The sequence below is a fragment of the Achromobacter sp. FW305-C-13 genome (assembly GCF_058783475.1).
Map to the genome: position 1 here is coordinate 1,194,895 of NZ_JBYSYN010000002.1, position 23,472 is coordinate 1,218,366.

A 23,472-nucleotide genomic window follows, 5' to 3' on the forward strand; every position below is an offset into this window, starting at 1 on the left:
ATTCTAGGGCGGGACGTTCCGCCTGAAAAATGGTTTATTCTTTTCGCAGCAATCGGGAAAACTTATGGATAGCCGTCAACTCAAAGCCTTCGTCGCCGTCTTCGAAGAACGCAACATCACGGGCGCCGCGCGGCGGCTGCATCTCAGCCAGCCGGCCTTGTCGGGCACCATCAAGAGCCTGGAAGACCTGTTGGGCACGCAACTGTTCGAACGGCAGGCGCGCGGCGTGTCGGTCACGGAAGATGCGCGCATCCTGTACCCGCAGGCGCGCCGCCTCCTGTCGCAAACGGAATCCATGACGCAGCAGTTCCGTCAGGGTGCGAATGCGGCCGAAATCGAGATCGGCGTCGAAGCCGACATTGCTGGCGAGGACGTGGCCGCCTTCGTGCAGGCAGCACGGCAGGCGGTGCCGGCCTTGTTCGTGAAGCTCTCGGAAGGATGCGTGGGCGATGCGCGGCTGTCGACTGAAGACGAGCGCTGCGAAGACGAGTTGTTCCTGACGCTGTCCATCGACCCCTACGTGCTGGGCGTGCCGGAAGGCAGCGCCGGCGATGCCGCGCTGCCGTGGATCGTGTGCCCGTCCCATCCGACCCATCAACGCCTGCTGCCGTACTACGGCGCAGCGGCCAGCGCGCCGGCCGCGCATGCAGGCTCCTTGCGCCTGGCGCTGGAGCTGGCCGCGGCAGGCGTGGGTGCCTGCGTGGCGCCCGAGTCCCTGGTGCGGCGCCAGGCGGGCGTTGCCGCCCGGCCCATCGGCGAACTGGAGATGTTTCGCCGCGTGGGCCTGTGCTATGCCGTCCAGGCGCTGGACAAACCCGTGCTGGCCACGCTGGTCGAGGCGTTGCGGGCTCGGGCGCCCCAGGCCGAGCCTGTCTAGAACTCGTACTGCGCCGACAGCGATACCGAGCGCGGGCTGCCCATGTTCAGCCAACCGCCGCTGACGCCAGCGGCCGATGCCCAATAGCGCTTGTCGAACACGTTGTCCACGCCCACACGCAAGGTAATGCAGCCGCTCCTCATGCTGCTCCCCCAATACGAATTCGTGGTTCTTGTAAACGGATCGAAGACAATTATAATTGCGAATCATTTTCATTGTGTGTGGACATCTGGCGGCGACGCCGGGGCGCAACGTCATGCCTTCCTCGTCATTCGCCCCTCGCGCCGAGGTGCAAACCGTCTATCTGGCCCATCACCAATGGTTGCGGGGCATGCTGCAGCGCAAGCTGGGCAATGCGTCCGATGCGGCCGACGTGGCGCACGACACCTTTGAACGACTGATCCGGGCCAACGTGCGCGAGCCGCTGAGCGAACCGCGCGCTTACCTGCGCACGATCGCCACGCGGCTACTGATCGGCCGTGCGCGGCGGGCGGCGCTGGAGACGGCCTATGCCGAATCGCTGGCGTTGCAGCCGGTGGCGGTAGAGCCGTCGGTGGAGGCGCGCGCCTTGATCCTGGAAGCGCTGGAACAGGTTTGCGAATTGCTCGACAGCCTGCCCATGGCAAGCCGCCGCATCTTCCTGATGGCGCAGATCGACGGCCTGTCCTACGCGGAGATCGGCCAGCAACTGGGCCTCACGCCCAACGCGGTGCAGAAGTCGCTGGCCCGGGCGCTGGTGCATTGCTACACGGCTGTTTACGGGTGAGCCGCGGCCTGATGGACAGCGCCAAGCTGCTGCGCCCGCATGCCCCGGACGCCGGGCGGATCGATCCCAAGGTCATTCGCCAGGCCGCCGACTGGTGGGCGCGCCTGCGCGAGGACGCGACGGATGCCGACCGCGCGGGCTTCGAACGCTGGCGCCAGGCGCAGCCTGCCCATGATCTGGCCTGGCAGCGCATGAGCGCGCTGACACGCGATGTCGCCCTGAGCGTGACCGAGGCCGGCAACGGCGTGGCCGCGCGCACCTTGCGGCAGGCGCCGCTGATCCAGTCGCGCCGCAATGCGATCCGCTGGATGGTGTCGGCTGCCGGACTGGGCCTGGGGGCGTGGGCGGTGGGCGAACGCGGCGCGATCCGCCGCCTGACCGCCGACCTGCGCACCGGCACCGGCGAACGACGGGCGCTGACCCTGCCGGACGGCACGCTGCTGGAACTGAACACCGGCAGCGCCGTCGACTTGCGCTATACCGCCAGCCAGCGGGAATTGGTGCTGCTGGAAGGCGAGATCCTGGTGACCACCGCGCAGGACAAGCAAGGCCGGCCCTTTACCGTGCGCACCCGCAGCGGCGTACTGACGCCGGTGGGCACGCGCTTCCTGGTGCGCGACCTGGATGGGGGCCGCAGCTTGCGGGTGGCCGTCTTGGAGGGCGCGGTGGATGTGCGGGGCCTGGACCCCGCCGACGCGACGCGCCGCGTGGCGGCCGGCGAACAGGCCGACTATTCGGCCGGGGGCGGCTTTGTTTCCGGTCCGCTTGAACCTGCGACGTCCGCCTGGCTGACCGGGATGCTGATCGCCGATGAACTGCCCCTGTCGGATTTCCTGCGCGAACTGGGGCGCTATCGTCCCGGCGTCTTGAGCTGTTCCGATGCGGCGGGCGCCTTGCGGGTGGTGGGCGCGTTCCCGCTGGCCGATAGCGACAAGGTACTGGCCATGCTGCAGGAAGTGCTGCCCGTGCGGGTGCGCCACTACACCCGTTATTGGGTCACGGTGGGGCTGGCCTGAGCGGGGAACCGGAACCCTTCTCATTTAATTTGTAACCGCAACGGCGTAAATCCCGACCTCGCGCTTCATGTAAGGAAAGCAGCCCGGACGATCCCCCGTCCGGGCTGCGCCATCCTTCAAGAGCCAGGGAATCCCTTCATGTCTTCTCGTCCTGCCCGCGCCGCGGTCCTTGCCCGCTTCACTTTGCCTCGCACCCGTCTGAGCGCCGCGCTGCGCCTTGCGCTGCCCGCCGTCATGCTTGCCGCGCCGTGGCCCTCGGCTGTGTACGCCCAGGCGACGACCGGCCAGCGGGCAGTGGCGTTCAGCATTCCGGCAGGCCCGCTCAGTGCGGCGCTGGGGGCGTTTGGGGTGCAGGCTGGCGTCATGGTGGCCTCCGATCCCGCGTTGACGGCCAGCGCCCGGACGGATGGGGTGACGGGCACGTACGCGGTGGACGCGGCGCTTGAGCGGTTGCTGGCGGGCACGGGCTTGCAGGCGGTGGCGCGGCCCGAGGGCGGGTTCCGCTTGCGGCAAGCCGCCGCGCCGGGACAGGCCGCCACGCTTGCGCCCGTGACCGTGACGGGTAGCTACAACGCCACCACGGATGGCACGGCGTCGTACACGTCGCCCGCCGTCACCATCGGCAAGACCACCCAGGCCTTAAAGGACATCCCGCAATCCATCACCGTGCTGACCCGCCAGCGCATGGATGACCAGGACATGACGAGCCTGCCCGACGCCATCAACAATACGGCCGGCATGGTGGGCGTGCAGGGCGTGGGGCCGGGCGTGGCGATCAACGCCCGGGGCTTCCCGGTGGATTTGCTGCAGTACGACGGCGTGGCGTTGCTGCGCAACAGCTACAGCCTGGGCAACTGGGAGCAGGATTCGCTGGTGTTCTACGACCGCGTGGAAATCCTGCGCGGGGCGGCGGGCCTGCTGCAAGGGGCGGGCAGCCCGGGCGGCGCGATCAACCTGGTGCGCAAGCGTGGCGGGGCGGAGCCGTCGGTGGTCATCACCGGCAAGGCCGGGTCGTGGGACCACTATGGCCTGCAGCTGGACGCGGGCGGTCCCTTGAACGCGGCGGGCACCTTGCGCGGCCGCGTGGTGGTGGATGAAGACCAGAGCCATTCCGCCATCGACTACGTGTGGGACAAGACACGCAATCTGTATGCCGCCCTGGACTACGACGTTACCGAGAACACCACGGTGGGCATCGGCATCAGCAACCGCTACAGCCGTTCGCGGCCGATGTTCGTGGGCTATCCCCGCTACGAGGACGGCGGCGACATCGATCTGCCGCGCTCGACGTTTACCGGGTCCACGTGGAATCGGGCGAAGAACGACCAGACCATCTTCAATGCCGACGTGACCCACCGCTTCAACGACGCGTGGCGATTCCGGCTGGCGGGTGTCGCCATGAACGAGAAGAACACCACCGTGCACCAACGCGCGGTCGGCCCGATCCTGCCGGACGGAAGTGGGCTGGACTACGGCAATTTCGGCGTGGACTTCAAGAGCAAGCAGCGCGGGCTGGACATGTCGGTCAACGGCAACTTCACCGCGCTGGGCATGGAGCAGGAAGTGGTGGTGGGCGCCAGCTATTCCAAGCTGACCACGGCCGACCGTTTCACGCGCGCCTGGGAGTCCGGCGGCAATGTGTTCGACATCGATCACCATCGCCCGTGGCAGGACATCGACAGCATCGCCGCGACTAGCGGCTATGACTCGCGCAGCAGCTACGATATCCGCCAGAAAGGCCTCTACGGCACGTGGCGCGTCAAACCCATCGAGTCGCTGGCGCTGATCGGCGGCGGCCGCGTCGGCTGGTTCGACTACGGCTATTCCAGCGGGGGCACCACCACCACGTCGACGACGTCGGGCAAGTTCATCCCCTACGTCGGCCTGGTCTATTCGCTGACCGACAACTGGTCTGCCTACACCAGCTACACCACCGTGTTCGAACCCCAAACTGAACGCAGCCTGGACGGCAGCCTGCTCAAGCCCATCGAAGGCAACAACTTCGAAGTCGGCGTGAAGGGCGAGCTGATGGACGGCCGCATCAACACGTCCGTTGCGCTGTTCCGCTACGACCACAAGAACCGCGCGGTCAACGACTACGACGCCGGTTTTGCGTGCGACGGCTGGTATTGCTCGCGTGCGTCGGGCAAGGTGCGCAGTCAGGGTCTGGAAGCCGAGATCTCGGGCGAAGTGGTCAAGGGCCTGGAGCTGTACGCCGGCTATACCTACAACACCACCAAGTACCTGTCGGACCCCGACAACCAGGGCGCGGTCTTCAATACCTGGACGCCCAAGCACATGCTGCGCCTGTGGGCCAACTACAAGCTGCCGGGCTTGATGAACCGCGTCAGCGTGGGCGCGGGCGTGAACACGCAGACCGACACGATCAGTTCGGACCGCGAGTTCAAGCTGGCCGGGTTCACCGTCTGGAACGCGCGCGTCGGGTACCAGGCCACGTCGGAGCTGAGCTTCGCCTTGAACCTGAACAACGTGTTCGACAAGAAGTACTACGTGCCTTCCTACAACACGGTGTCCGGCAACAACTACTACGGCGAGCCGCGCAATGTGATGTTGACGGTGCGCTACGCGCCCAAGCTATAAGGGCCTGCGCGGCTTAGGCGCGCATCAACGCATGGACCTGGCTTGCCAGGTCTTCCAGCGCAAAGGGTTTGGGCAGGACGGGCTGGGCGGGTTCTTCGGCGGACGCGGCGACGCCGCTCAGGCCCGAACCCGTCATCAGCAGCACTTTCAGCCCGGGACGCAAGCGGCGCGCCGCGTCGGCGACTTGATGGCCGCTGATGCCGCCAGGCAGTCCCAGGTCGCAGATCAGCAGGTCTAGCGGTTCGGGCGAGGCCAGGCGGCGCAAGGCCGCGGCGCCGTCGGCCGCCTCGGCCACGGTGTAGCCCAGCTCTTTCAGGGATTCGGCGGCCACCGCCAGGACGGAAGGGTCGTCTTCCGCGATCAGGATGGTTTCCCCGTGCGCCGCGGCCGGGGGCGTTTTCAGGGCAGCCTGTTCCAGCGACGCCATTGCGCCCTGGTGGCGGGGGAAGTACAGCGTCATTGCCGTGCCTAGCCCCAGGCGCGAGTTGACCTGCACCTGGCCCTGGGACTGCCGCACGAAGCTGTACAGCATCGACAGGCCCAGCCCCGTTCCCACGCCCGCCGCCTTGGTCGTGAAGAAGGGTTCGAAGATGCGCTGCACCGTATCCGCCGCCATCCCGCAGCCCGTGTCCGTGACGCGCAGCCGCAGGTAGTCGCCTGGCGTCAGTCCGCGCCTGCCCGCCTGCGCGGCGTCCAGCGTGACGTTGCGCGTCGAGACCCCCAGCGTGCCTTGTCCCGGCATCGCATCGCGCGCATTCAGGCACAGGTTGAGGAGGGCGTTCTCCAGTTGATGGGTATCGACCCAGGCGGGCCACAGGCCGGGCTCGCAGGCCAGGTCCAGGGTGATGCGCGACCCGATGCTGCGCCGGATCAGGTCTTCCATGCCGGTGACCAGCCGATTGATGTCGGTGGCTTTGGCGTCTTGCGGCTGGCGGCGTGAAAAAGCCAGCAGGCGGTGGGTCAACGCGGCCGCCTTCCGAGCGCCGCTTTGGGCGACCTCGATGTGACGTTCCAGGTCGTTGTGCCGCTGTTGGGCCAACCGCATGCCCAGCAATTCCAGGCTGCCGGAAATCCCCATCAGCAGATTGTTGAAATCATGGGCCAGCCCGCCGGCCAGTTGCCCCACGGCTTCCATCTTCTGGCTTTGGCGCAAGGTGTCTTCGGCCTGCAGCAGGGCCTCGGCCTGGGCCCGTTCGGCGTTGACCCGCGAGGTGGTTTCAATGACGGTGTCCATGATGCCGACCACTACGCCGCGCTCGTCGCGCACCGGGCTGTAGCAGAAGGTGAAGGTGGCGTCCTCGGACTGGCCCGACCGCAGGATCTCCAAGGGAAAGTCTTCGATGAAGGTGGCTTCGCCGGCGAACGCGCGGTCGGCGATGGGGCCGATCATCGGCCAGGCCTCGCTCCAGATGTCACTGAACGGACGGCCCAGTGCATCGGGCTTGGCGCCGAGGATCGGCGTGAAGGCGTCGTTGTACAGCGTGATCAGTTCCTTGCCCCAGACCAGGCAGCAGGGGAACCGGGACGACAGCACCATGCCGGCGGCGACGCGCAAGGCGCTGGGCCAGGCCGTGATCGGCCCGAGCGGCGTGGCGGCCCAGTCGAAGGTGGAAACCCGCAAGCCCATCTCGCCGCAGCCGGCAAGGAATGAGGGCATGGAGGAGTCAATCTGCATGGTAGTTGCGACGGTGGCCCAGGGGGATTGATTTTATCCGACAGGGCGCGCGCAGCAGAGGGATGGAACCGGGTCCGGGATAAGCTAAAATAGAAATCGTTCCTATTTACATGCTACCTAGAGGTGCGCCTTGCCTCCGTCCGATCTGCTGCCCGCCGATACCGTCACGAAGCTCTATCGTGACCATCACGGCTGGCTGTCGATATGGCTGCGCAAGAAGCTGGGCAACTCGTTCGATGCCGCGGATTTGGCCCACGACACTTTCGTGCGCTTGATGAGCGGCCGCCGCAAGGACGGCGTGGGCGCCGAGCCCCGCGCGCTGCTGACGCACATCGCCAAGGGGCTGGTGGTGGACCATTGGCGTCGGTGCGCGGTGCAAGATGCTTATCTGGCGGCGGTGGCGCATTTGCCCGCACCGGAAGTGCCGTCACCCGAAATGCGGGCGCTGATCCTGGAAACGCTGCACGTCATCGACGCCACCTTGCGGACCTTGCCGGCCAAGACGCGCGAGATCTTCCTGCTGTCGCAGTTCGACGGCATGGCGTATGGCGACATTGCACAGACGCAGCGCGTGTCGCTGGCGACCGTCAAGCGGCACATGCAGAAGGCGCTGACCGCCTGCCTCATCGCTTATCAGGTCCACGCGGCATGAGTGCGGTGATCGACCCCGCGATTCTGGAAGAGGCGGCCGGCTGGCTGGTGCGCTTCCAATCCGAAACGCTTTCCGCCGCCGACCGCGCCGCGTTCGACCGTTGGCTGGCCCGCAGCGCCGCGCATGGCGCGGCGTGGCAGCGGGTGGAGGACATGCTGCGGGGGTTCGGCCAGGTGCCGCCCGCCATCGGGCGCGACACCCTGCGCCGTCTGGACCGTCCGGGCCGTCGGCAGGCCATCCGCGCGTTGGGCGCCTTGCTGGTGCTGGGGCCGGCGGCCTGGGCCGGTTGGCGCACGTTGCCGTGGCGCGAATGGGCGGCGGACGTGCGCACCGCCACGGGCGAGCAGCGTCACCTGGAACTGGCCGACGGCACCCGCCTGGTGCTGAACACGGCCAGCGCCGTCGACATCCTCTACACCCCCGAACAACGTGTGCTGTGGCTGCGCGCGGGCGAAATCCTGCTGACCACTGGCCGCGACCCGTCGCCCGTCCACCGCCCCTTCATTGTGCGGACGTCGCAGGGCACGATCCGCGCGTTGGGCACGCGTTTCATGGTGCGCGATGAAAGCGCCAGCATCCGCGTCGCGGTGTTCGACGGGGCGGTGGAAATCCAGCCGCGAGATGCCGGCGCGGCAGCCGCGGTGGTGCCGGCAGGCCAGCAGACGGTGTTCAACGCCCATGAGGTCGAACCCCTGGCCACGGCCGAGGCAGCGTCCGCATCGTGGGAGCAGGGCATGCTGGCCGTGCGCAACTGGCGGCTGGCCGACCTGGTGGACGAACTGGCGCGTTATCGGCGGGGCGTCCTGCGGTGCGACCCCGCGGTGGCCGGGTTACGGGTTTCGGGCGCCTTCCCGCTGGCCGATACCGACGGCAGCCTGCGCCTGCTGGAAAAGACCTTGCCCGTGCGGATCAGCCGGGTGACGCCGTTCTGGGTCACGGTCGCGCCCCGCGCGGCTGTTACAAACTAATCGCCGATCCGTTGACACTTTTTTCCGCTTCGTCCGGTGTACCGGGTGAATCGTCGCGACATGCGAGCGTCACCCAGTCCCCTACGAAGGATCGTTTCATGGTTTCCCGAATCTCCCGTTCGTCACGCCTGCCCCGCAGCCAGGCCGTCCTGTCGCCGCTGGCAGCGATGCTGCAGGCCGCCGGCATGGGGTTGATGCTGCTGGCCGTGGCGGGGGCGCCCACGCCTGCCGCCGCTGCTGATGCCTCAGGCCCAGGTACGTCGGCCGCGCGCAAGTCCTATGCGATCGCCGGAGGCTCGCTGGGCGATGTGCTGGCCCAATTCGCGGCGGCGGCGGGGGTGCCGCTGTCGTTCGATCCGGCGCTGGTGGCGGGCCGGCAAAGCGAAGGCCTGACGGGCGCCTACACGGTGCGCGAAGGGTTTGCGCGCTTGTTGAGCGGATCGGGTTATGCCCTGGCCGAACAGGGGGCGGGCGCCTATTCCCTGCGCAAGCTGCCGCAAGGCGAGGGCGAGGCCGCGACGCTGCTGCCCAGCATCACGGTCGCCGGGTCGGGCGTCAGCGCGTCTGCCTTGCCGGCCGAATTCGCCGGCGGCCAGGTGGCCCGCGGCGGCCGCCTGGGGCTGCTGGGCAATCGCGACGTGATGGATACGCCGTTCAACGTCACGAGCTACACCTCGGAGCTGCTGACCAACCGCCAGGCCGTCACCTTGGCGGACGCGCTGAATGCCGAGCCCTCGGTGCGCTTCACGGGCCAGATCGGCGGCGTGACGGACTCCTTCTACATCCGTGGATTCCCCATCGGTGAAGGTAACCTGGGCGAGATCGCGTTCGACGGCGTCTACGGCGTGGCGCCAAACTATCACGTCTTCACTGATTACATCGAGCGCGTTGAAGTGCTGAAGGGGCCTGCAGCCTTGCTGTACGGCATGTCGCCCAACAGCGGGGTGGGCGGGGTGATCAACATGGTGCCCAAGCGCTCGCTGCCGCAGGACCTGACGCGCGTGTCCGCTGACTACGTGGGCGACTCGCAATTCGGCGCCCGGGTGGATCTGAGCCGCCGCTTCGGCAACGACGGCGAATGGGGCGTGCGCGTCAACGGCATGCATCGTCAGGGCGACACGCCGCTGGACAACCTGTATTCGCGCACCGACATCGGCGCCCTGTCGCTGGACTATCAGGGCGAGCGCCTGCGCGCATCGCTGGACCTGCTGACCCAGAACGAAAAAGTCGACGCGCCGACGCGTCCGTTCCTGATTGCCTCCGGCATCGACGTGCCGCGCGCGGCCGATGGCCGCCGCAATGCGACGCAGCCCTGGGGATGGTGGAAGTCGGATGGCCAGTCGGCGTTGCTGCGGGTGGAGTACGACGTCAGCGACCGCCTGACGGTGTTCGCCGACGCGGGCGGATCGGATACCGATGTGTCGCGCCTGTCGGACCAGACGCCCACTATCATCAACAGCGCCGGCGACACGCTGGTCACGCCCAACAACTTCCGTTTCAAGGTAGAGCGCAGCACGTACAACGCGGGGCTGCGCGCCAAGCTCGATACCGGCCCGGTGCGCCATGCCGTCAGCTTCATGGGCTCGCTCTACAGCGACCGCAACCTGCAGGCCAGCGTGTCCGGTACGCCGCTGACGTCCAACATCTACCACCCGATCACGCGCCCAGAGCAGAACATCCCCGCGCCGGGCAATGTGCCCAAAGTGTCGTCGTCGGACCTGTCCGGCCTGGCGCTGGCCGATACGATGAGCATCCTGGACGAGCGCGCGCAGCTGACGCTGGGCGTGCGCCAGCAACGCATCGAATCGCGCAACTTCAACGCCACGACCGGCGTGCGCACCGTCAGCTATGACGAAAGCGCGACCACGCCGCTGGCCGGCCTGGTCATCAAGCCCTGGAACAACGTGTCGCTGTACGCGAACTACATCGAAGGCCTGAGCAAGGGCGATGTGGCGCCGGCCACCGCGTCCAACGCGGGCCAGGTGTTCAAGCCCTACAAGGCCAAGCAGAAGGAAGTGGGCGTGAAGGTAGACCTGGACGACGCGATGCTGACGTTCAGCGCGTTCGAGATCACGAAACCCAGCGGCCAACTGACCAACGGCGTGTACGGCGCCGACAGCGAACAGCGCAACCGCGGCCTGGAACTGAACCTGTCCGGCGAACCCGTGCGCGGGCTGCGCCTGTTGGGCGGCGTCACCTACCTGAACGCAGAGCTGACGCGCACCAACAATGCGGCGACCGTTGGCAACCAGCCGGTGGGCGTGCCGAAGTTCTCGGCCAACCTCAGTGCGGAATGGGATACGCCGTGGGTGGCGGGGCTGACGCTGACCGGCGGCATGATGTACACGGGCCGCGAATACGTGAACCAGGCCAATACGCAGTCGGTGCCGTCGTGGACGACGTTCGATCTGGGCGCGCGCTATGCCACGAAGATCCAGGGCAAGGACGTCACGTTCCGCGCCAATGTCGTCAACGTGACCAATCGCGCGTACTGGTCGGGGGTGGCGTCTTACGGCACGGTGTCGCAGGGCGTGCCGCGCACGCTGATGCTGTCGGCGTCGATGGACTTCTGATCGCCGGCTGCCCGCTGCCCGGCCATCAGGTGCGGCGGCGGGCGAACACCATGCACACGGGGCTGCCCACGCGCAGCTCGTAGCCGTCGCGCGTCAGGGCGCCGTCGGGCGCGTTCACGCGAAAACGCACCAGCGTGTCACTGTCTTCGTTCAGCGCGAACAGGAAGCGGCCGTCGGGAGACAGCGTGAAAAAGCGCGGCGTCTTGCCGCCCGAGGGGGCATGCTGCACGAGCGTCAGACGGCCGTTGACCGGGTCGATGCGGAACACGGCGATGCTGTCGTCGCCCCGGTTCGACACGTACAGGTGGCAGCCGTGCGCATCTAGCGAAATGCCGGCGGCCCGGCTATTGCCGGTATAGGTGTCGGGCAGCGTGGGCAGCACCTGGAACGGCTGCAGTGCGCCGGCGGCCAGCGTGTAGGCGGCCACCGTGTTGTCCAGTTCATTGACGACGTAGAGCCAGCGGCCGGCGGGGTGGAAGGCCGCGTGCCGGGGGCCAGCGCCTTCGCGCGTGTCGGCGACGCTTGCCGGTTCGGCGCTGATTCCGCCATGCTCCAGGGCGTAGAGGAACACGCGGTCCAGGCCTTTGTCCGGCACCACCACATAGCGGCCGGACGGATCCACCAGGTTGTAGTGCGGTTTGGCGAAGGGCTGTTCCTTGCGGTGCGGGCCCGGTTCGCCGGACATGGGTACGGTCTGGGCCACCGGCGCCAGCGCGCCGTCGCCGTCCACGGGCAGCACGGCCAGCGTGCCCGTCAGGTGATTGGACACCATCAGGTAACGTCCCGACGGGCCCAGCGCCAGATGCACGGGGTTGCGGCCGTCGCAGCCCTGTTGCCGCCACGGCGTCAACGCGCCGGTGCGCGGATCTCGGCGCAGGGCGCTGACTTCATGGCTGTCGCCATGCACCGTGTACAGCACGGGCAGCGCCGGATGCGGCAGGAGATAAGAAGGGTTGACCAGGCCGCCGACGACTTGCGTCAAGGTCAGCGTGCCGTTGTCCTGGGCGTAATCGAAAACGCTGATGCCTTCGCCACGGGCATGGCGTTCCCGCGTGGTGCGGGAACCGATGTAGACGTGCATGGAACGATCCTCGGCTTGAAAAGAAAGCGGCCATGCGCGCCAAGCGCCCGGCCTAGGAAGTCAAAATGCCGCTGATGCGGGCCAGGTTGTCCAGCGTGCTGCGCAGATGGCTGGACAGGGCGGCAGCGGCGTCTTCATTGCGTTCGCGCTCCAGCAGGTCAAGGATGGCCAGGTGCTGGTCGCAATGCTGCTGGTAGCGGCTGCGGTCCTGCATGGACCGGTAGGACAACAGCCGGCGGACCCGGTTGACGCGCTTGATCGTGTCGATGAAAAACGGGTTGCCGGACGCTTCCACCAGCGACTCGTGAAACCGCACGCCGCGTTCGTGCAACTGGTCGGCGGTGTCGGTGGCGATGCCGCCGTCCAGCAGATGTTTTTCCGCCGCGCGGCATCGTTCGATCACGGCCTTTTCGATACGGAAAGACGGCTCCAGCAAGGCCGCCGGTTCCAGCGCCAGACGCAGCCGGTACGACTGCAGCAGGCTGTCGGGCGTGGTCATCATGGACGAGAATTCCCAGCCGTAGCCGGGCCGCCGCTGCGCCCAGCCTTCTTGCGACACGCGAGCCAGCAACGCCTGCGTCTGCGCGTTGGTCAGCGCGTAGCGCACGCGCAACTGGGCCTCGCTGCATTGCATGGGCAATTCGCCTCGCAGCAGCTCGTCGGCCAGTTTGAAATAGCTTTGCGTCACGATGTCGTCCGCGGACGGCGGCGCCAGGCCGGCGTGCGCTTCGGGCAGGGCGTCGAAGTCCTGCTGCAGGAAGTAGCCGCGGTTGGGCTTGCGCGCCACGATGCCGTGCTGCTCCAGCACGCCCAGGGCGTCGTTGACCGGAGACCGCGACAGCCGCAGCCGGTCAGCGAGCTTTTGCGCGGTCAGGTGCGAGCCGCCGGGCAGGCGGTCCTGCCGGATCAGGTCCAGGATTTTCGTGACGGTATTGGTTTGCGCGCTCATGGGGGCGAGGAGGGCTGGAGGGTATCCGATAGGATAGCGGGAATGACGCCTCCCATCCGCAACAAACGCACCTCCAGCTGGGTCTCGACGGCGGCGGTGGCGGCCAGCGCGTCGACGCGGCCGTCCGCCCGCAGGATACGCACCGGCACGGCGATGCGCGGTGCCAGGGTGTCCGCCGGTGCGTCGATCTCGATGCGGTCGCCGGACTGCACCCCCAGCGTGGCGGGTGTGACGCCTTCGGGCAGGCGCAGGGGCAGTATGCCCATACCGATCAGATTGGACCGATGGATCCGCTCGAAGCTGACGGCCAGGACGGCGCGGATGCCCAAGAGGCGCTGCCCCTTGGCCGCCCAGTCGCGTGACGAACCGGTGCCGAAGCGTGCGCCGGCCAGCAGCACCACCGGCTGCTGTTCCTGGCGGTAGTGTTCGGCGGCTTCCCAGATCGGTTCCACGCGGCCGCTGCCCGCATGCCGCGTGTGGCCCACGGGCGCGTCAGGACAGAGCAGGTTCTTCAGGCTCTTGCTGTAGAAGGCCGCGCGCATCATCACTTCCCAATTGCCTCGCCGCGACGCGAACACATTCAGGTCATTGCGGTCGTCGCCGCGCGCCGCGAGGAAGTCCGCAATCAGGCTGTCCGGGGGAATGGCGCTGGCGGGCGACAGGTGGTCGGTCGTCACGTCGTCGCCCAACACCAGCAGCGGATGCGCGGCGTAGCGGCCCAATTGGCCGGCCGCCTGCATCGAGGCGAACGGCGGACGCCGCAGCGCGGTGGAGGCAGGGTCCCACGGAAAGCGCGGGGTATCCGGTGATTGCAGGGCCTGCCAGGCCGGGTTGGCGTTGGCAATCTTGAAGGCCGCGCGGAAGTCGTCGGCCTGCAAGCCTTGGGCCAGGGCGGCGTCGATCTCGGCCTCGTCCGGCCACAGGTCGCGCAGGTGCACGGCCCGGCCATCGGCCGTGGTCTGCACCGGTTCCTGGCTGAGATCGCGTTCGGCGTCCCCGGCCAGCGCGAAGGCGATGACGAGCGGGGGCGACATCAGAAAGCCCAGGTCCAGATCGGGATGGATGCGTCCAGTGAAATTACGGTTGCCCGACAGCACCGCCACCGGGTGGATGGCGCCAGCCGCCATGGCGTCCTGGACCGCGGCGGGCAGGGGGCCGGAGTTGCCGATGCAGGTGGTGCAACCGTAGCCCACGATGTCGAAACCAACCGCGGCCAGCTCGTCCAGCAGTCCGGCGCGGGCCAGGTAATCGGCCGCGGCGGGCGAGCCGGGGCCGAGCGACGTCTTGACCCAGGACGGCACGCGCAGGCCCGCCTGGCGCGCCTTGCGGGCCAGGAGCCCGGCCGCCATCAACAGGCGGGGATCCGACGTATTGGTGCAACTGGTGATGGCGGCGATGGCGACGGGATGGCGGGGAAGGCCGCCGTCGGCACTCGCCGCCGGCGTGAAGTCCAGCGCCGACAGCAGGGCGCGGGTCTGGCCGTAGGGGTGCAGGTCCTGCGGCCGCTTGGGGCCGGCCACGTGCATCTGCACGCGGTCCAGCGCGATCTCGATCACGCGGGTATAGCGCGGCGAGGCCTCGGGATCCAGTGCGATGCCGGCGCGTTCGGCATAGGCGGCGACACGCGCGATGTGGGCCTCCGGGCGGCCCGTCTGGCGCAGGTAGGCAAGCGTTTCGCCGTCAATCGGAAAGTAGCCGGTGGTGGCGCCGTACTCGGGCGCCATGTTCGCCACCACGCATCGGCTGCCGGCCGACAGCGTGCTGACGCCTGGCCCGAAGAATTCCACGAACTCGCCCGAGACCTCGATGGCGCGCAGCCGCTGTGTCACGGTCAACGCCAGGTCGGTGGCGGTGACGGCCGCCGCCAACGCGCCCGTCAGGCGCACGCCGATCACGTCCGGTATGCGCAGCAGGGTGGGCATGCCGAACATCACCGTCTGCGCCTCCAGGCCGCCGACGCCCCAGCCCAGCACGCCGATGCCGTTGATCATCGGCGTGTGGCTGTCGGTGCCGATCATCATATCGGGATGCAGGGCGCCGTCGTCGCCTTGGCAGACCACGGTGGCCAATTGCTCCAGGTTGATCGTATGCATGATGCCGGTGCCGGGCGGATGGATGCGCACGTTCGACAGCGCCTTGGACGCCCAGCGCAAGAAGCGATAGCGCTCGGCGTTGCGCCGCAATTCCAGGTCCAGATTGCGCGTGGCGGCATCGGGTTGCGCATAGGCCTCGACGGCCAGCGAATGGTCCACCGACACGTCCACCGGCAACACCGGGTTCAGTACGGCCGGGTCCACGCCGGCCTCGGCCAGCGCGTCGCGCATCGCGGCGATGTCCACCAGCGCGGGCGTGCTGGTGGTGTCGTGCATCAGCACCCGGCCGGGCTGGAAGGCGATCTCGGCTTCGCTGGTGCCGTGCGCCAGCCAGCCGAACAAGGCGTTGACGGCAGCGTCGCGCTCGTCGCCCTGCATGTTGCGCAGCGCGTTTTCCAATAGCAGACGCAGCACGACGGGCAGGCGGAAATAGTCGGCGCCGAACGTGGCGGGCAGGTCCACGCAGGTATGGGCGGCCCCGTTCAGCGTGAAGCGGGCGTGGCGCAGCAAGGCATTGGTGTTTTCCATAGCTGCCAGTTTTGCATATTGCATCTATAAAATGCAATTAAGTAAAAACCCGGCCGCCATCCGGTCAGGCCGATCAGGAGACAGACCATGCCCCCCATCCGATTGCTTGCCGCCGCCGCTCTGGCGGCCACGGCCTTAGCGCCGCTCCCTTCCGTCCAGGCCGCCGACGTCGGCCGGCCGGTCAGCTTGATCGTGCCGTTTGCCGCCGGCGGCGGGGTGGACGGCATGGGCCGCCTGCTGGCCGAACGCCTGCGCAGCGAAATGCCGCAGGGCGTGGTGGTGGAAAACAAGCCCGGCGCCAGCGGCATGCTGGGCGCGCAGACGGTGGTGCGGTCGGCGCCGGATGGGTCGACGATGCTGCTTGGGTCGGCGGGCGAAACCGCCATCAACCCGCTGGTTTTCAAGGGCAAGATGCAATATCAGCCGGAAAAGGACCTAGTGCCGATCGCGCTGGTCGCCCGCGTGCCGAACGTGCTGGTCGCCAACCCCAAGCTGCCGGTCAGCAATGTGGAGCAACTGGTGGCCTACGGCCGGGCGCACCCGGACAAGCTGACCTACGCGACCAGCGGTGTGGGCAATCCGCAGCATCTGAACGGCGAGCTGCTGCAGTCGCTGGCGGGAATCAAGATGGTGCACGTGCCGTACAAGGGGGCGTCCGCGCAGCTGGTGGACGTGGCGGCGGGCAGCGTGGACCTGACCTTCGTCAGCCTCGCGGGCGCATTGCCCTTCATCAAGAGCGGCAAGGTCAAGCCACTGGCGGTTACGTCGGCCACGCGCGCCTCGTTCGCGCCGGATATTCCCGCCGTGGCCGAATACGCGCCGTTAAAGGACTACGCGCTGGAGAACTGGTTTGGCGTATTCGTGGCGGCGGGCACGCCGGCCGATGTCCAACAAAAGCTCGCGGCCGCCATCGGGCGCGCCTTGCGCGATGAGAAGTTCGTGGCCAGCGTCCGCGAGCTGGGTGGAGAAGTGCAGCCCATGAGCCAGGAAGAATTCCGCGCCTTCATCAAGGCGCAGACGGCGGTATTCGCCAAGGTCGTGGCCGACGGCCACATCACGGCCGAAAACTGAAATCGGTGCGCGCTAGGGCCGGGAAGGTCCCTGGCGCAACACCGCATCCAGCGCGCCCAGCGCCGGCGGGATCATCGCCAGCAGGCGCGCTTTGCCCACGCCGTCGCGCGCCTGCACGGACAGGCCGTGCAGCATGACGGCGTAGTAGTCGCCCAACGCCTGCACGTCCGTGCCGGGTTTGAGTTCGCCGCTTTGCACGGCGGATTCAAGCCGGTCGATGATGCCTTGCGTACGCGCCTTGCGATGCGTGGTGAGCCATGCCATGACGTCTTCGTTTTCGGCCGCGTAGTTGGTGGCGGCGCTGACCACCATGCAGCCCTGCGGCCGGCCGCGCCGGGTGTAGGTCAGCACCGCGTCGGTCAGCAGTTTCTCGATGGCGTCGCGTACGCCGTCGGTGGCCTCGAGCGCTTTTTCCGCAAACGCGCCGTCGCCCGCTTCATACCGCGCCACGGCTTCGCGGAACAGGTCCTGCTTGGATCCGAAGGCCGCATATAGCCGCGCCGAGGCCAGGCCCGTCGCCGCCACCAGATCCGCCATCGACGTGCCTTCATACCCCTGTTTCCAGAACGCCAGCATGGCTTGCTGAAGCGCTAGGTCGCGGTCGAATTCTCTGGGTCTGCCTGCCATCACGGTCTCGGTGAAATGATCTGGACGCAGTGTACCGCCCGCTGTGGCATTTGCGTCGCGCCGATTTATCGCCTATTCTTTGTCAATCGACAAACAATTAAGGATTCGATATGAAGACGATCAAAGGCCCCAGCCTGCACCTGGCGCAATTCAGCGACGCCGTGGCGCCCTTCAACAGCTTGCCGGCCATCGCGCAATGGGCGGCGGGTGTAGGTTTCAAGGCCTTGCAGATTCCGGCTTGGGACAAGCGCTTCTTCGATGCGGAAACGGCGGCAACCAGCCAGGACTATTGCGACGAAATCACTGGAACGCTGGCGGCTCACGGGTTGGTCGTCAGCGAACTCACCACGCACATCTTCGGCCAGTCGCTGGCCGTGCATCCGGCTTACGACGCGATGGTCGACAACTTCGCGCCTGAGCATGCGCGCGGCAATCCGCAGGCCAGGACGGCCTGGGCGAAGCAGGGGCTGCTGAATTCGGCCCGCGCCTCGAAGCGGCTGGGCCTGACCGAGATGGGCACGTTCTCGGGGTCGCTGGCGTGGCCGTACCTGTTCCCGTTCCCGCAACGGCCCGAGGGCCTGATCGAGACGGCATTCGATGAACTGGCCCGCCGCTGGCTGCCGGTGCTGGACGCCTGCGACGAGCAGGGCGTGAACCTGTGCTTCGAGATTCACCCCAGCGAAGACCTGCATGACGGCATCACGTTCGAGATGTTCCACGAACGCGTCGGCGCCCATGCCCGTTGCGCGATGCTGTTCGACCCCAGCCATTTCGTCCTGCAGCAGTTGAACTACCTGGAATACCTGGACATCTACAAGGACCACATCCGCATGTTCCATGTGAAGGACGCCGAGTTCAATCCCACGGGCCGGCAAGGCATCTATGGCGGCTACCAGTCGTGGATCAACCGGGCGGGGCGGTTCCGTTCTCTGGGCGACGGCCAGGTCGACTTCAAGTCGATCTTCTCGAAACTGGCGCAATACGACTATGCGGGCTGGGCCACGCTGGAATGGGAATGCTGCCTGAAAGACCAGGAAGCGGGTGCACGCGAAGGCGTGGAATTCATCAACCGCCACATCATCCCGGTCACGTCCAAGGTGTTCGACGACTTCGCCGGCGCCGCCATCGACAAGCAACAGATCCACGCCCTGCTGGGCATCGCCTGAACGCGAGAGTCTTCCATCATGACGCATCAAACCGATTCATTCTTCACCGCCGCCGACGGCGTGACGCATCAGTACCCGCTGATCGACGGCCATCGCATCCATTGCGCCATCGCAGGTGACGGCCCGCCCGTCTTGCTGATCCCCGGTTGGCCACAGACGTGGTTCACGTGGCGCCACATCATGAAGTCGCTGGCAGAGGCGGGCTATACCGCCATCGCCGTGGATCCCCCCGGCACGGGCGATTCCGGGCGTCCGGCCCAAGGCTATGACACGGGCGCCGTGGCCGGCGTCCTGCATCGCTTGATGGAGCAATTGGGGCACGCGGCTTATCAAGTCGTCGGCCACGACATCGGCATGTGGGTGGCGTATGCGCTGGCCAGCGACTATCCCGAGGCTGTCCGCCGACTGGTGCTGACCGAGGCCGTCATCCCCGGCCTGGCGCCTGCACCGCCGATATTCGTGCCGCCGGCAGAGAACATCTTCCTATGGCATTTCATGTTCAATCAGCTGCAAGACCTGCCGGAAGCGCTGATCACCGGACGCGAGCGCGCCTACCTGAGCTTCATTTTCGACAAATGGTCGCATCGGCGGGACCGCGTCGCCGCGGACGTCTACATCGACGCCTATTCGGCGCCGGGCGCATTACGCAGCGGCTTTGCCTACTATCGGGCCATTCCCGAGACCATCCGGCAGAACCAGGAGCGCTCGAAGACCCGCTTGCGCATGCCCACGCTGGCCATCGGCACGGAACACGCGACCCGGGACGCGCCGCTGATCACGATGCGCGACAACGCCACCGACCTGACCGGCGTCATCATTGCCGACTGCGGGCATTTCGTGACCGAAGAATGCCATGAGGCGTTCTCCGAGCACCTGCTTGCCTTCCTGTCGAAAGAGGGTTGAACGTGTCCCTCGATCCTCGTATCAACGCCTTCCTGACGCGCCTGTCCAGCGCATCCGCACCGCTGGTGCTGGAAGACATCCGCGCCGCGACCGAAACGGGGCTGCGGGCGCTGCAGGGCGGGACGGAGGCCGTGGACGCCGTGACCGACCACGAGGCGCGCTGCCAGGACGGGCATCCGTTACGGATTCGCGCCTATACGCCGGCCGGGCTGGCGCAGCACGATGCGCTGCCCGCGATCGTGTTCGCACATGGGGGAGGCTGGTTCCAGTGTTCGCTGGATCTGTACGACAACCCTTGCCGCGCGTTGGCCAACGCGACGCAGTGCAAGGTGTTTTCGGTGGACTACCGGCTGGCGCCCGAGAACAAGTTTCCGGTGCCGGCCGAGGACGTCTATGCCGGACTGCAATGGGTCAGCGCGAATGCCGTGCGGCTGGGCATCGACGCGTCGCGCCTTGCCGTCTGCGGCGATAGCGCAGGCGGCAACCTGGCGGCGGCCGCCGCGATCATGGCGCGGGACCGCGGCGGGCCGCCCATTGCGCATCAGTTGCTGATCTACCCCGTGATGGATCATGCCTTTTCGACGCAGTCATACCAGACGTACGGGCGCAACTTCTTCCTGACCGAAGAGATCATGCGCTACTGCTGGTTCACGTACCTGGTCAACGAGGCGGATGGGGCGTCGCCCTACGCGTCGCCGCTGCGGGTGCAAACCGTGAAGGGCCTGCCGCCCGCCACCGTGCTGGTCAGCGAGTACGATCCCCTGCGGGATGAGGGCGAGGCCTATGCGCAGCGGCTGCGCGACGGCGGCGTCGCGGCGCAGGACCATCGCCTGCCGGGCATGGTGCACGCATGTATCCACATGCTGGGCCTCACGCCGGCGGCCAGGCGCTTGTTCGACCTGGCGGGACAGGCGATGCAGGCCGCGCTGGGGGCAGGCGATACGCCCGCGGCTACGGGCCCTCGTGCAGCAGCACTTCCAGCCCGGTGCGTTCCCCTGAGCGCACCCGGCTGACCGCCTGCCGGGCCGTGACGCGGTAAATGTCACGCACACCCTGGACGGGGCGATGCGATACCGCGATCACGGCCGCGTCGCCCAGCTCCAGGGGCAGCACCATCGGACGCGACTGCATGCGCGGGCGTTGTTCGGTCATGACGAATTCGCCGCCGGTAAAGTCGGTGCCGGGTTGGGACAGCAGGGCGACGAGTTGCAGGGGAAAGACATGCGCGCCGTCTGCATGCTGAATCAGCGGCTGATAGGCGTCCGCGCGCAGGCAGTGCAGCGCCGTCAGCGGCCGGGTCTGTCCGGCATCGCGGTTGCGTTGCATCCAGGCGGCGAATTCGTCGGGGTATGCCGCGTCCTGCTGCAAGGCGGCAGCCCAGGATCGCGCGACAGGAAGCAACTGCCGGTACAGGTGGGCGCGCAGTGAATCGAACGCCGCGGCTTCTGCACCGGTCCGCGCCAGCCGCCGCGCCGCATCCTCCTGGAACAAACCGGGCAGCAGCGCCCAGCCCTCGGCGTCCAGTTGGCGGGCAATAAGGTCCCAATCGTAGTGGGCAAGCGGGGTGTGGTCAGGCGTCATGGCGGCAAAAGGCGTTCGGAGCACTCCAGGATAGGGGCGGGCGGGGCGTTCGTCACTCCGGTGCTTGCTTGCGTACCCGGGGCGTGTGGGGCAGCGTTCAGAGGCCTTGAAGTATGCTTGTGGGCTTCACGAACCCATTCTATGCCGCCTGTAATGACTGATTTCCCGTTTGACGCCGTCCTGTTCGATTGCGACGGCGTGTTGGTTGATTCCGAACCCATCACCAGCCATGTGCTGACCCAGATGCTGAACGAACTGGGCTGGGACATCACGCATGACGAGACGATGCGCATCTTTACCGGGAAAGCCGTCAGGGATGAACTGCCGCTGATCGAGGCGCGTACCGGCGTCAAGCTGGGCCCGGAATGGTTCGACGTGTTCCGCCAGCGCCGCAATGCCGCGTTGGACCGCGACCTGCTGGAAATCCCCGGCGCGCCGGACGCCGTGCGCGCGCTGCACCAGACCCTGGACGGCCGCATCGCCGTGGCCTCGGGCGCCGACCGCCGCAAGGTGGAGCTGCAACTGGCGAAGGTCGGCATTGCCGAGTGCTTTGACGGGCGCGTCTTCAGCGGCCATGAAATGCCGCGCAGCAAACCGTTTCCCGATGTCTACCTGGCCGCCGCCCAGGCGCTGGGCGTAGATCCCAAGCGTTGCGCGGTCGTGGAAGACACGGTCACGGGCGCGACCGCCGGCGTGGCAGCGGGCGCCACGGTGTTCGGGTACAGCCCGGACGCCAACGGCCACAGCGGGGCCGAGGCCCTGCGCGGCGTGGGCGTGGCCCACGTATTCACCGACATGAAGCAACTGCCCGCGCTGCTGGCGGGCTGGCAGGCCGGCGCGCGTTAAACGCGGCCGGTCGCCCACGCGCGCTCAGCGCGCGTGGTTGGCGTATTGCTCGCCGCCGTCCAGGTCGATGACGGTGCCGCTCAGGTAGCCGGCGCGCGGCGACGCGCCGAACACGATCATGTCGGCCACTTCCTCGGGTTCCATCAAGCGGCCGAACGGCAGGTCCGACAGCGTTTCCTGCCACCGGCTGTCATCGCCCCAGCGGGCCTGCGCGCGTTGGCGCGCCAGCGTCAGCACGCGGTCCGTGCGCGTGCGCGACGGATTCACGCCAAACACGCGCACGCCGTGGCGCGGAGCTTCACCGCCCAGGGCGCGCGTAAACGCGATCAGCGACGCATTGGCCGAGGCGCCGCAGATGTAGTCCGCACGCGGCGCGGCCCCGGCCATGCCGATGATGTTGGCGATGACGCCGGCGCCCGCTTCGCGCATCGCGGGGTAGTAGTGGCGGGCCAGATTGATATAGCCGTGCACCTTCAGATCCCAGCCGGCGCGCCAGCGTTCGTCCTGCACCTGGTCCAGCGCGCCACCGGGCACCGCGCCGGCATTGTTCACCAGCACATCGATGGGACCGGTGTCCTTGGCCAGCTTTTCCGCGGCGCCGGGCAAGGCCAGGTCCAGGGCCACGGCTTGCGCGGCGCGGCCGGTCTGCTCGCGGATGGCGGCGGTGGCCTGATGCAGCGCGGCGTCGTCGCGCGCCACCAGGATCGGCTCCGCGCCTTCGCGTGCGAAGGCCACGGCGCATGCCAGGCCAATGCCCTTGGATGCACCCGTGATGAGCACGCGTTTTCCTGCCAGCTGCAAATCCATGAAGCGCTCCTGTCGATTCGCGCCTGCCTGTGCGGCGCACGCTTAGGTTGTAAACCACTTGCCGGCCGCATGCCAGCCTGAACGCGGCATGGCGCATCCGGGCGCGCGCCTGCTATGCTGAAAACCACCTGTGCCACAAGGATGCGGCGATGTCGGAAATCTGGCTGGAAATCTGGACCACCGTGCGGAGTGAATTCGCGGATATTCCCGATGTGGGCGAAGCCACGCGCATCGTGCTGCGGTTGGGCATGGCCGTGATATTGGGCGGCCTGCTGGGCTATGAACGCGAACGCAGCGGCAAGGCCGCGGGCCTGCGCACGCACATGCTGGTGGCGCTGGGCGCGGCGATTTTCGTGCTGGTGCCGTTGCAGGGCGGCATGCAGGTCGGCGACATCAGCCGCGTGCTGCAAGGCGTGATCGCAGGTATCGGCTTCCTGGGCGCGGGTGCGATCATCAAACTGAGCGATGAACGCGAGATCCACGGGTTGACCACGTCGGCCAGCATCTGGATGACGGCCGCCATCGGCGTGGCAGCCGGCATGGGCCGCGAGGCCACGGCCCTGGTCAGCACCTTGATGGCGCTGTTCGTGCTGGCGGTGCTGCGCCGCGTCGAAGCGCGCATTTCCTCGCGGCAGGAAAAGAACCTGATCACCGCCGGCACCAAGTCCGGGGGGAATGCCTGACGGCGGCGT

21 protein-coding genes are annotated in these 23,472 nt (G+C 67.4%); 13 read left to right on the top strand and 8 right to left on the bottom strand.

Annotated features, from left to right (window positions below):
- The first annotated feature begins 64 nt into the window (after positions 1 to 64).
- Positions 65 to 877 (top strand): LysR family transcriptional regulator, encoded by an 813-nt coding sequence (locus AC3WMU_RS16800; protein WP_492282701.1) that lies wholly within the window; start codon positions 65 to 67, stop codon positions 875 to 877.
- Here the strand turns inward: AC3WMU_RS16800 and AC3WMU_RS16805 are convergent.
- Positions 874 to 1,020 carry a TonB-dependent receptor gene (locus tag AC3WMU_RS16805; protein WP_280026497.1) on the bottom strand — a complete coding sequence of 49 codons (147 nt, stop codon included), beginning with the start codon at positions 1,018 to 1,020 and terminating at the stop codon, positions 874 to 876. The two genes, AC3WMU_RS16800 and AC3WMU_RS16805, sit on opposite strands and share 4 nt — an antisense overlap.
- Positions 1,021 to 1,133: 113 nt before the next feature.
- Between AC3WMU_RS16805 and AC3WMU_RS16810 the strand changes: the two genes are divergently transcribed.
- The 3 genes from AC3WMU_RS16810 to AC3WMU_RS16820 all read left to right on the top strand — a co-directional run bounded on the left by AC3WMU_RS16810 (position 1,134) and on the right by AC3WMU_RS16820 (position 5,260).
- Positions 1,134 to 1,643 carry a sigma-70 family RNA polymerase sigma factor gene (locus AC3WMU_RS16810; protein ID WP_006222537.1) on the top strand — a complete coding sequence of 170 codons (510 nt, stop codon included), beginning with the start codon at positions 1,134 to 1,136 and terminating at the stop codon, positions 1,641 to 1,643.
- An 11-nt stretch (positions 1,644 to 1,654) separates the two neighbouring features.
- Positions 1,655 to 2,659 carry a FecR domain-containing protein gene (locus AC3WMU_RS16815; RefSeq protein ID WP_280026498.1) on the top strand — a complete coding sequence of 335 codons (1,005 nt, stop codon included), beginning with the start codon at positions 1,655 to 1,657 and terminating at the stop codon, positions 2,657 to 2,659.
- Positions 2,660 to 2,797: 138 nt separating this feature from the next.
- Positions 2,798 to 5,260, top strand: a complete 2,463-nt coding sequence (locus tag AC3WMU_RS16820; protein ID WP_492282702.1) for a TonB-dependent siderophore receptor — start codon at positions 2,798 to 2,800, stop codon at positions 5,258 to 5,260.
- A gap of 13 nt (positions 5,261 to 5,273) precedes the next feature.
- Here AC3WMU_RS16820 and AC3WMU_RS16825 read toward each other — a convergent pair whose 3' ends face one another.
- Complete coding sequence (locus AC3WMU_RS16825) at positions 5,274 to 6,935, bottom strand: ATP-binding protein (RefSeq protein WP_492282703.1); 1,662 nt, start codon at positions 6,933 to 6,935, stop codon at positions 5,274 to 5,276.
- 130 nt (positions 6,936 to 7,065) lie between these two features.
- On the opposite strand from AC3WMU_RS16825, the gene AC3WMU_RS16830 reads away from it, so the two are divergent.
- The 3 genes from AC3WMU_RS16830 (at position 7,066) to AC3WMU_RS16840 (ending at position 11,128) form a co-directional block, all read left to right on the top strand.
- Positions 7,066 to 7,587, top strand: a complete 522-nt coding sequence (locus AC3WMU_RS16830) for a sigma-70 family RNA polymerase sigma factor (protein ID WP_280026502.1) — start codon at positions 7,066 to 7,068, stop codon at positions 7,585 to 7,587.
- Positions 7,584 to 8,555, top strand: a complete 972-nt coding sequence (locus AC3WMU_RS16835; RefSeq protein ID WP_280026503.1) for a FecR domain-containing protein — start codon at positions 7,584 to 7,586, stop codon at positions 8,553 to 8,555. The genes AC3WMU_RS16830 and AC3WMU_RS16835 overlap by 4 nt, the downstream gene beginning before the upstream one ends.
- A gap of 98 nt (positions 8,556 to 8,653) precedes the next feature.
- Positions 8,654 to 11,128 carry a TonB-dependent siderophore receptor gene (locus AC3WMU_RS16840; RefSeq protein WP_492282704.1) on the top strand — a complete coding sequence of 825 codons (2,475 nt, stop codon included), beginning with the start codon at positions 8,654 to 8,656 and terminating at the stop codon, positions 11,126 to 11,128.
- A gap of 25 nt (positions 11,129 to 11,153) precedes the next feature.
- Here the strand turns inward: AC3WMU_RS16840 and AC3WMU_RS16845 are convergent, their stop codons facing one another.
- The 3 genes from AC3WMU_RS16845 to acnA are packed head-to-tail and all read right to left on the bottom strand — an operon-like array spanning position 11,154 to position 15,779.
- Positions 11,154 to 12,209: a lactonase family protein gene (locus tag AC3WMU_RS16845; protein WP_492282705.1), complete on the bottom strand. Its 1,056-nt coding sequence runs from the start codon at positions 12,207 to 12,209 to the stop codon at positions 11,154 to 11,156.
- Positions 12,210 to 12,261: 52 nt separating this feature from the next.
- Complete coding sequence (locus AC3WMU_RS16850) at positions 12,262 to 13,158, bottom strand: GntR family transcriptional regulator (protein WP_006222545.1); 897 nt, start codon at positions 13,156 to 13,158, stop codon at positions 12,262 to 12,264.
- The gene (gene acnA / locus AC3WMU_RS16855; RefSeq protein ID WP_492282706.1) at positions 13,155 to 15,779 is read right to left on the bottom strand and encodes an aconitate hydratase AcnA; all 2,625 of its coding nucleotides are present in this window, start codon (positions 15,777 to 15,779) and stop codon (positions 13,155 to 13,157) included. The genes AC3WMU_RS16850 and acnA overlap by 4 nt, the downstream gene beginning before the upstream one ends.
- A gap of 87 nt (positions 15,780 to 15,866) precedes the next feature.
- Here acnA and AC3WMU_RS16860 point away from each other — a divergent pair, with 87 nt between their 5' ends.
- Positions 15,867 to 16,850 carry a Bug family tripartite tricarboxylate transporter substrate binding protein gene (locus AC3WMU_RS16860; protein WP_454677699.1) on the top strand — a complete coding sequence of 328 codons (984 nt, stop codon included), beginning with the start codon at positions 15,867 to 15,869 and terminating at the stop codon, positions 16,848 to 16,850.
- A gap of 12 nt (positions 16,851 to 16,862) precedes the next feature.
- Here AC3WMU_RS16860 and AC3WMU_RS16865 read toward each other — a convergent pair whose 3' ends face one another.
- On the bottom strand, positions 16,863 to 17,477 hold the full coding sequence (locus AC3WMU_RS16865) for a TetR/AcrR family transcriptional regulator (protein WP_454677698.1): 615 nt from the start codon (positions 17,475 to 17,477) through the stop codon (positions 16,863 to 16,865).
- 110 nt (positions 17,478 to 17,587) lie between these two features.
- Here AC3WMU_RS16865 and AC3WMU_RS16870 point away from each other — a divergent pair, with 110 nt between their 5' ends.
- The 3 genes from AC3WMU_RS16870 to AC3WMU_RS16880 are packed head-to-tail and all read left to right on the top strand — an operon-like array spanning position 17,588 to position 20,559.
- Entirely contained in the window at positions 17,588 to 18,643 is a 1,056-nt protein-coding gene (locus tag AC3WMU_RS16870; RefSeq protein WP_280026514.1) for a sugar phosphate isomerase/epimerase family protein, read from the top strand.
- Positions 18,644 to 18,661: 18 nt separating this feature from the next.
- A complete protein-coding gene (locus tag AC3WMU_RS16875; RefSeq protein WP_424625095.1) occupies positions 18,662 to 19,546 on the top strand; it encodes an alpha/beta fold hydrolase in 885 nt (294 codons plus the stop codon).
- Between the two features lie 2 nt (positions 19,547 to 19,548).
- Positions 19,549 to 20,559, top strand: coding sequence for an alpha/beta hydrolase (locus tag AC3WMU_RS16880; protein WP_280026516.1), 1,011 nt, complete (start codon positions 19,549 to 19,551; stop codon positions 20,557 to 20,559).
- Here the strand turns inward: AC3WMU_RS16880 and AC3WMU_RS16885 are convergent.
- Positions 20,498 to 21,127: a 2OG-Fe(II) oxygenase gene (locus tag AC3WMU_RS16885; protein WP_492282707.1), complete on the bottom strand. Its 630-nt coding sequence runs from the start codon at positions 21,125 to 21,127 to the stop codon at positions 20,498 to 20,500. The genes AC3WMU_RS16880 and AC3WMU_RS16885 overlap by 62 nt on opposite strands.
- Before the next feature lie 153 nt (positions 21,128 to 21,280).
- Between AC3WMU_RS16885 and AC3WMU_RS16890 the strand changes: the two genes are divergently transcribed.
- Positions 21,281 to 21,973 (top strand): HAD family hydrolase, encoded by a 693-nt coding sequence (locus AC3WMU_RS16890; RefSeq protein ID WP_006222553.1) that lies wholly within the window; start codon positions 21,281 to 21,283, stop codon positions 21,971 to 21,973.
- A 24-nt stretch (positions 21,974 to 21,997) separates the two neighbouring features.
- Here the strand turns inward: AC3WMU_RS16890 and AC3WMU_RS16895 are convergent, their stop codons facing one another.
- On the bottom strand, positions 21,998 to 22,780 hold the full coding sequence (locus AC3WMU_RS16895) for an SDR family oxidoreductase (protein WP_492282708.1): 783 nt from the start codon (positions 22,778 to 22,780) through the stop codon (positions 21,998 to 22,000).
- A gap of 149 nt (positions 22,781 to 22,929) precedes the next feature.
- Here AC3WMU_RS16895 and AC3WMU_RS16900 point away from each other — a divergent pair, with 149 nt between their 5' ends.
- Entirely contained in the window at positions 22,930 to 23,463 is a 534-nt protein-coding gene (locus AC3WMU_RS16900) for an MgtC/SapB family protein (RefSeq protein ID WP_006222555.1), read from the top strand.
- Positions 23,464 to 23,472 lie beyond the last annotated feature (9 nt).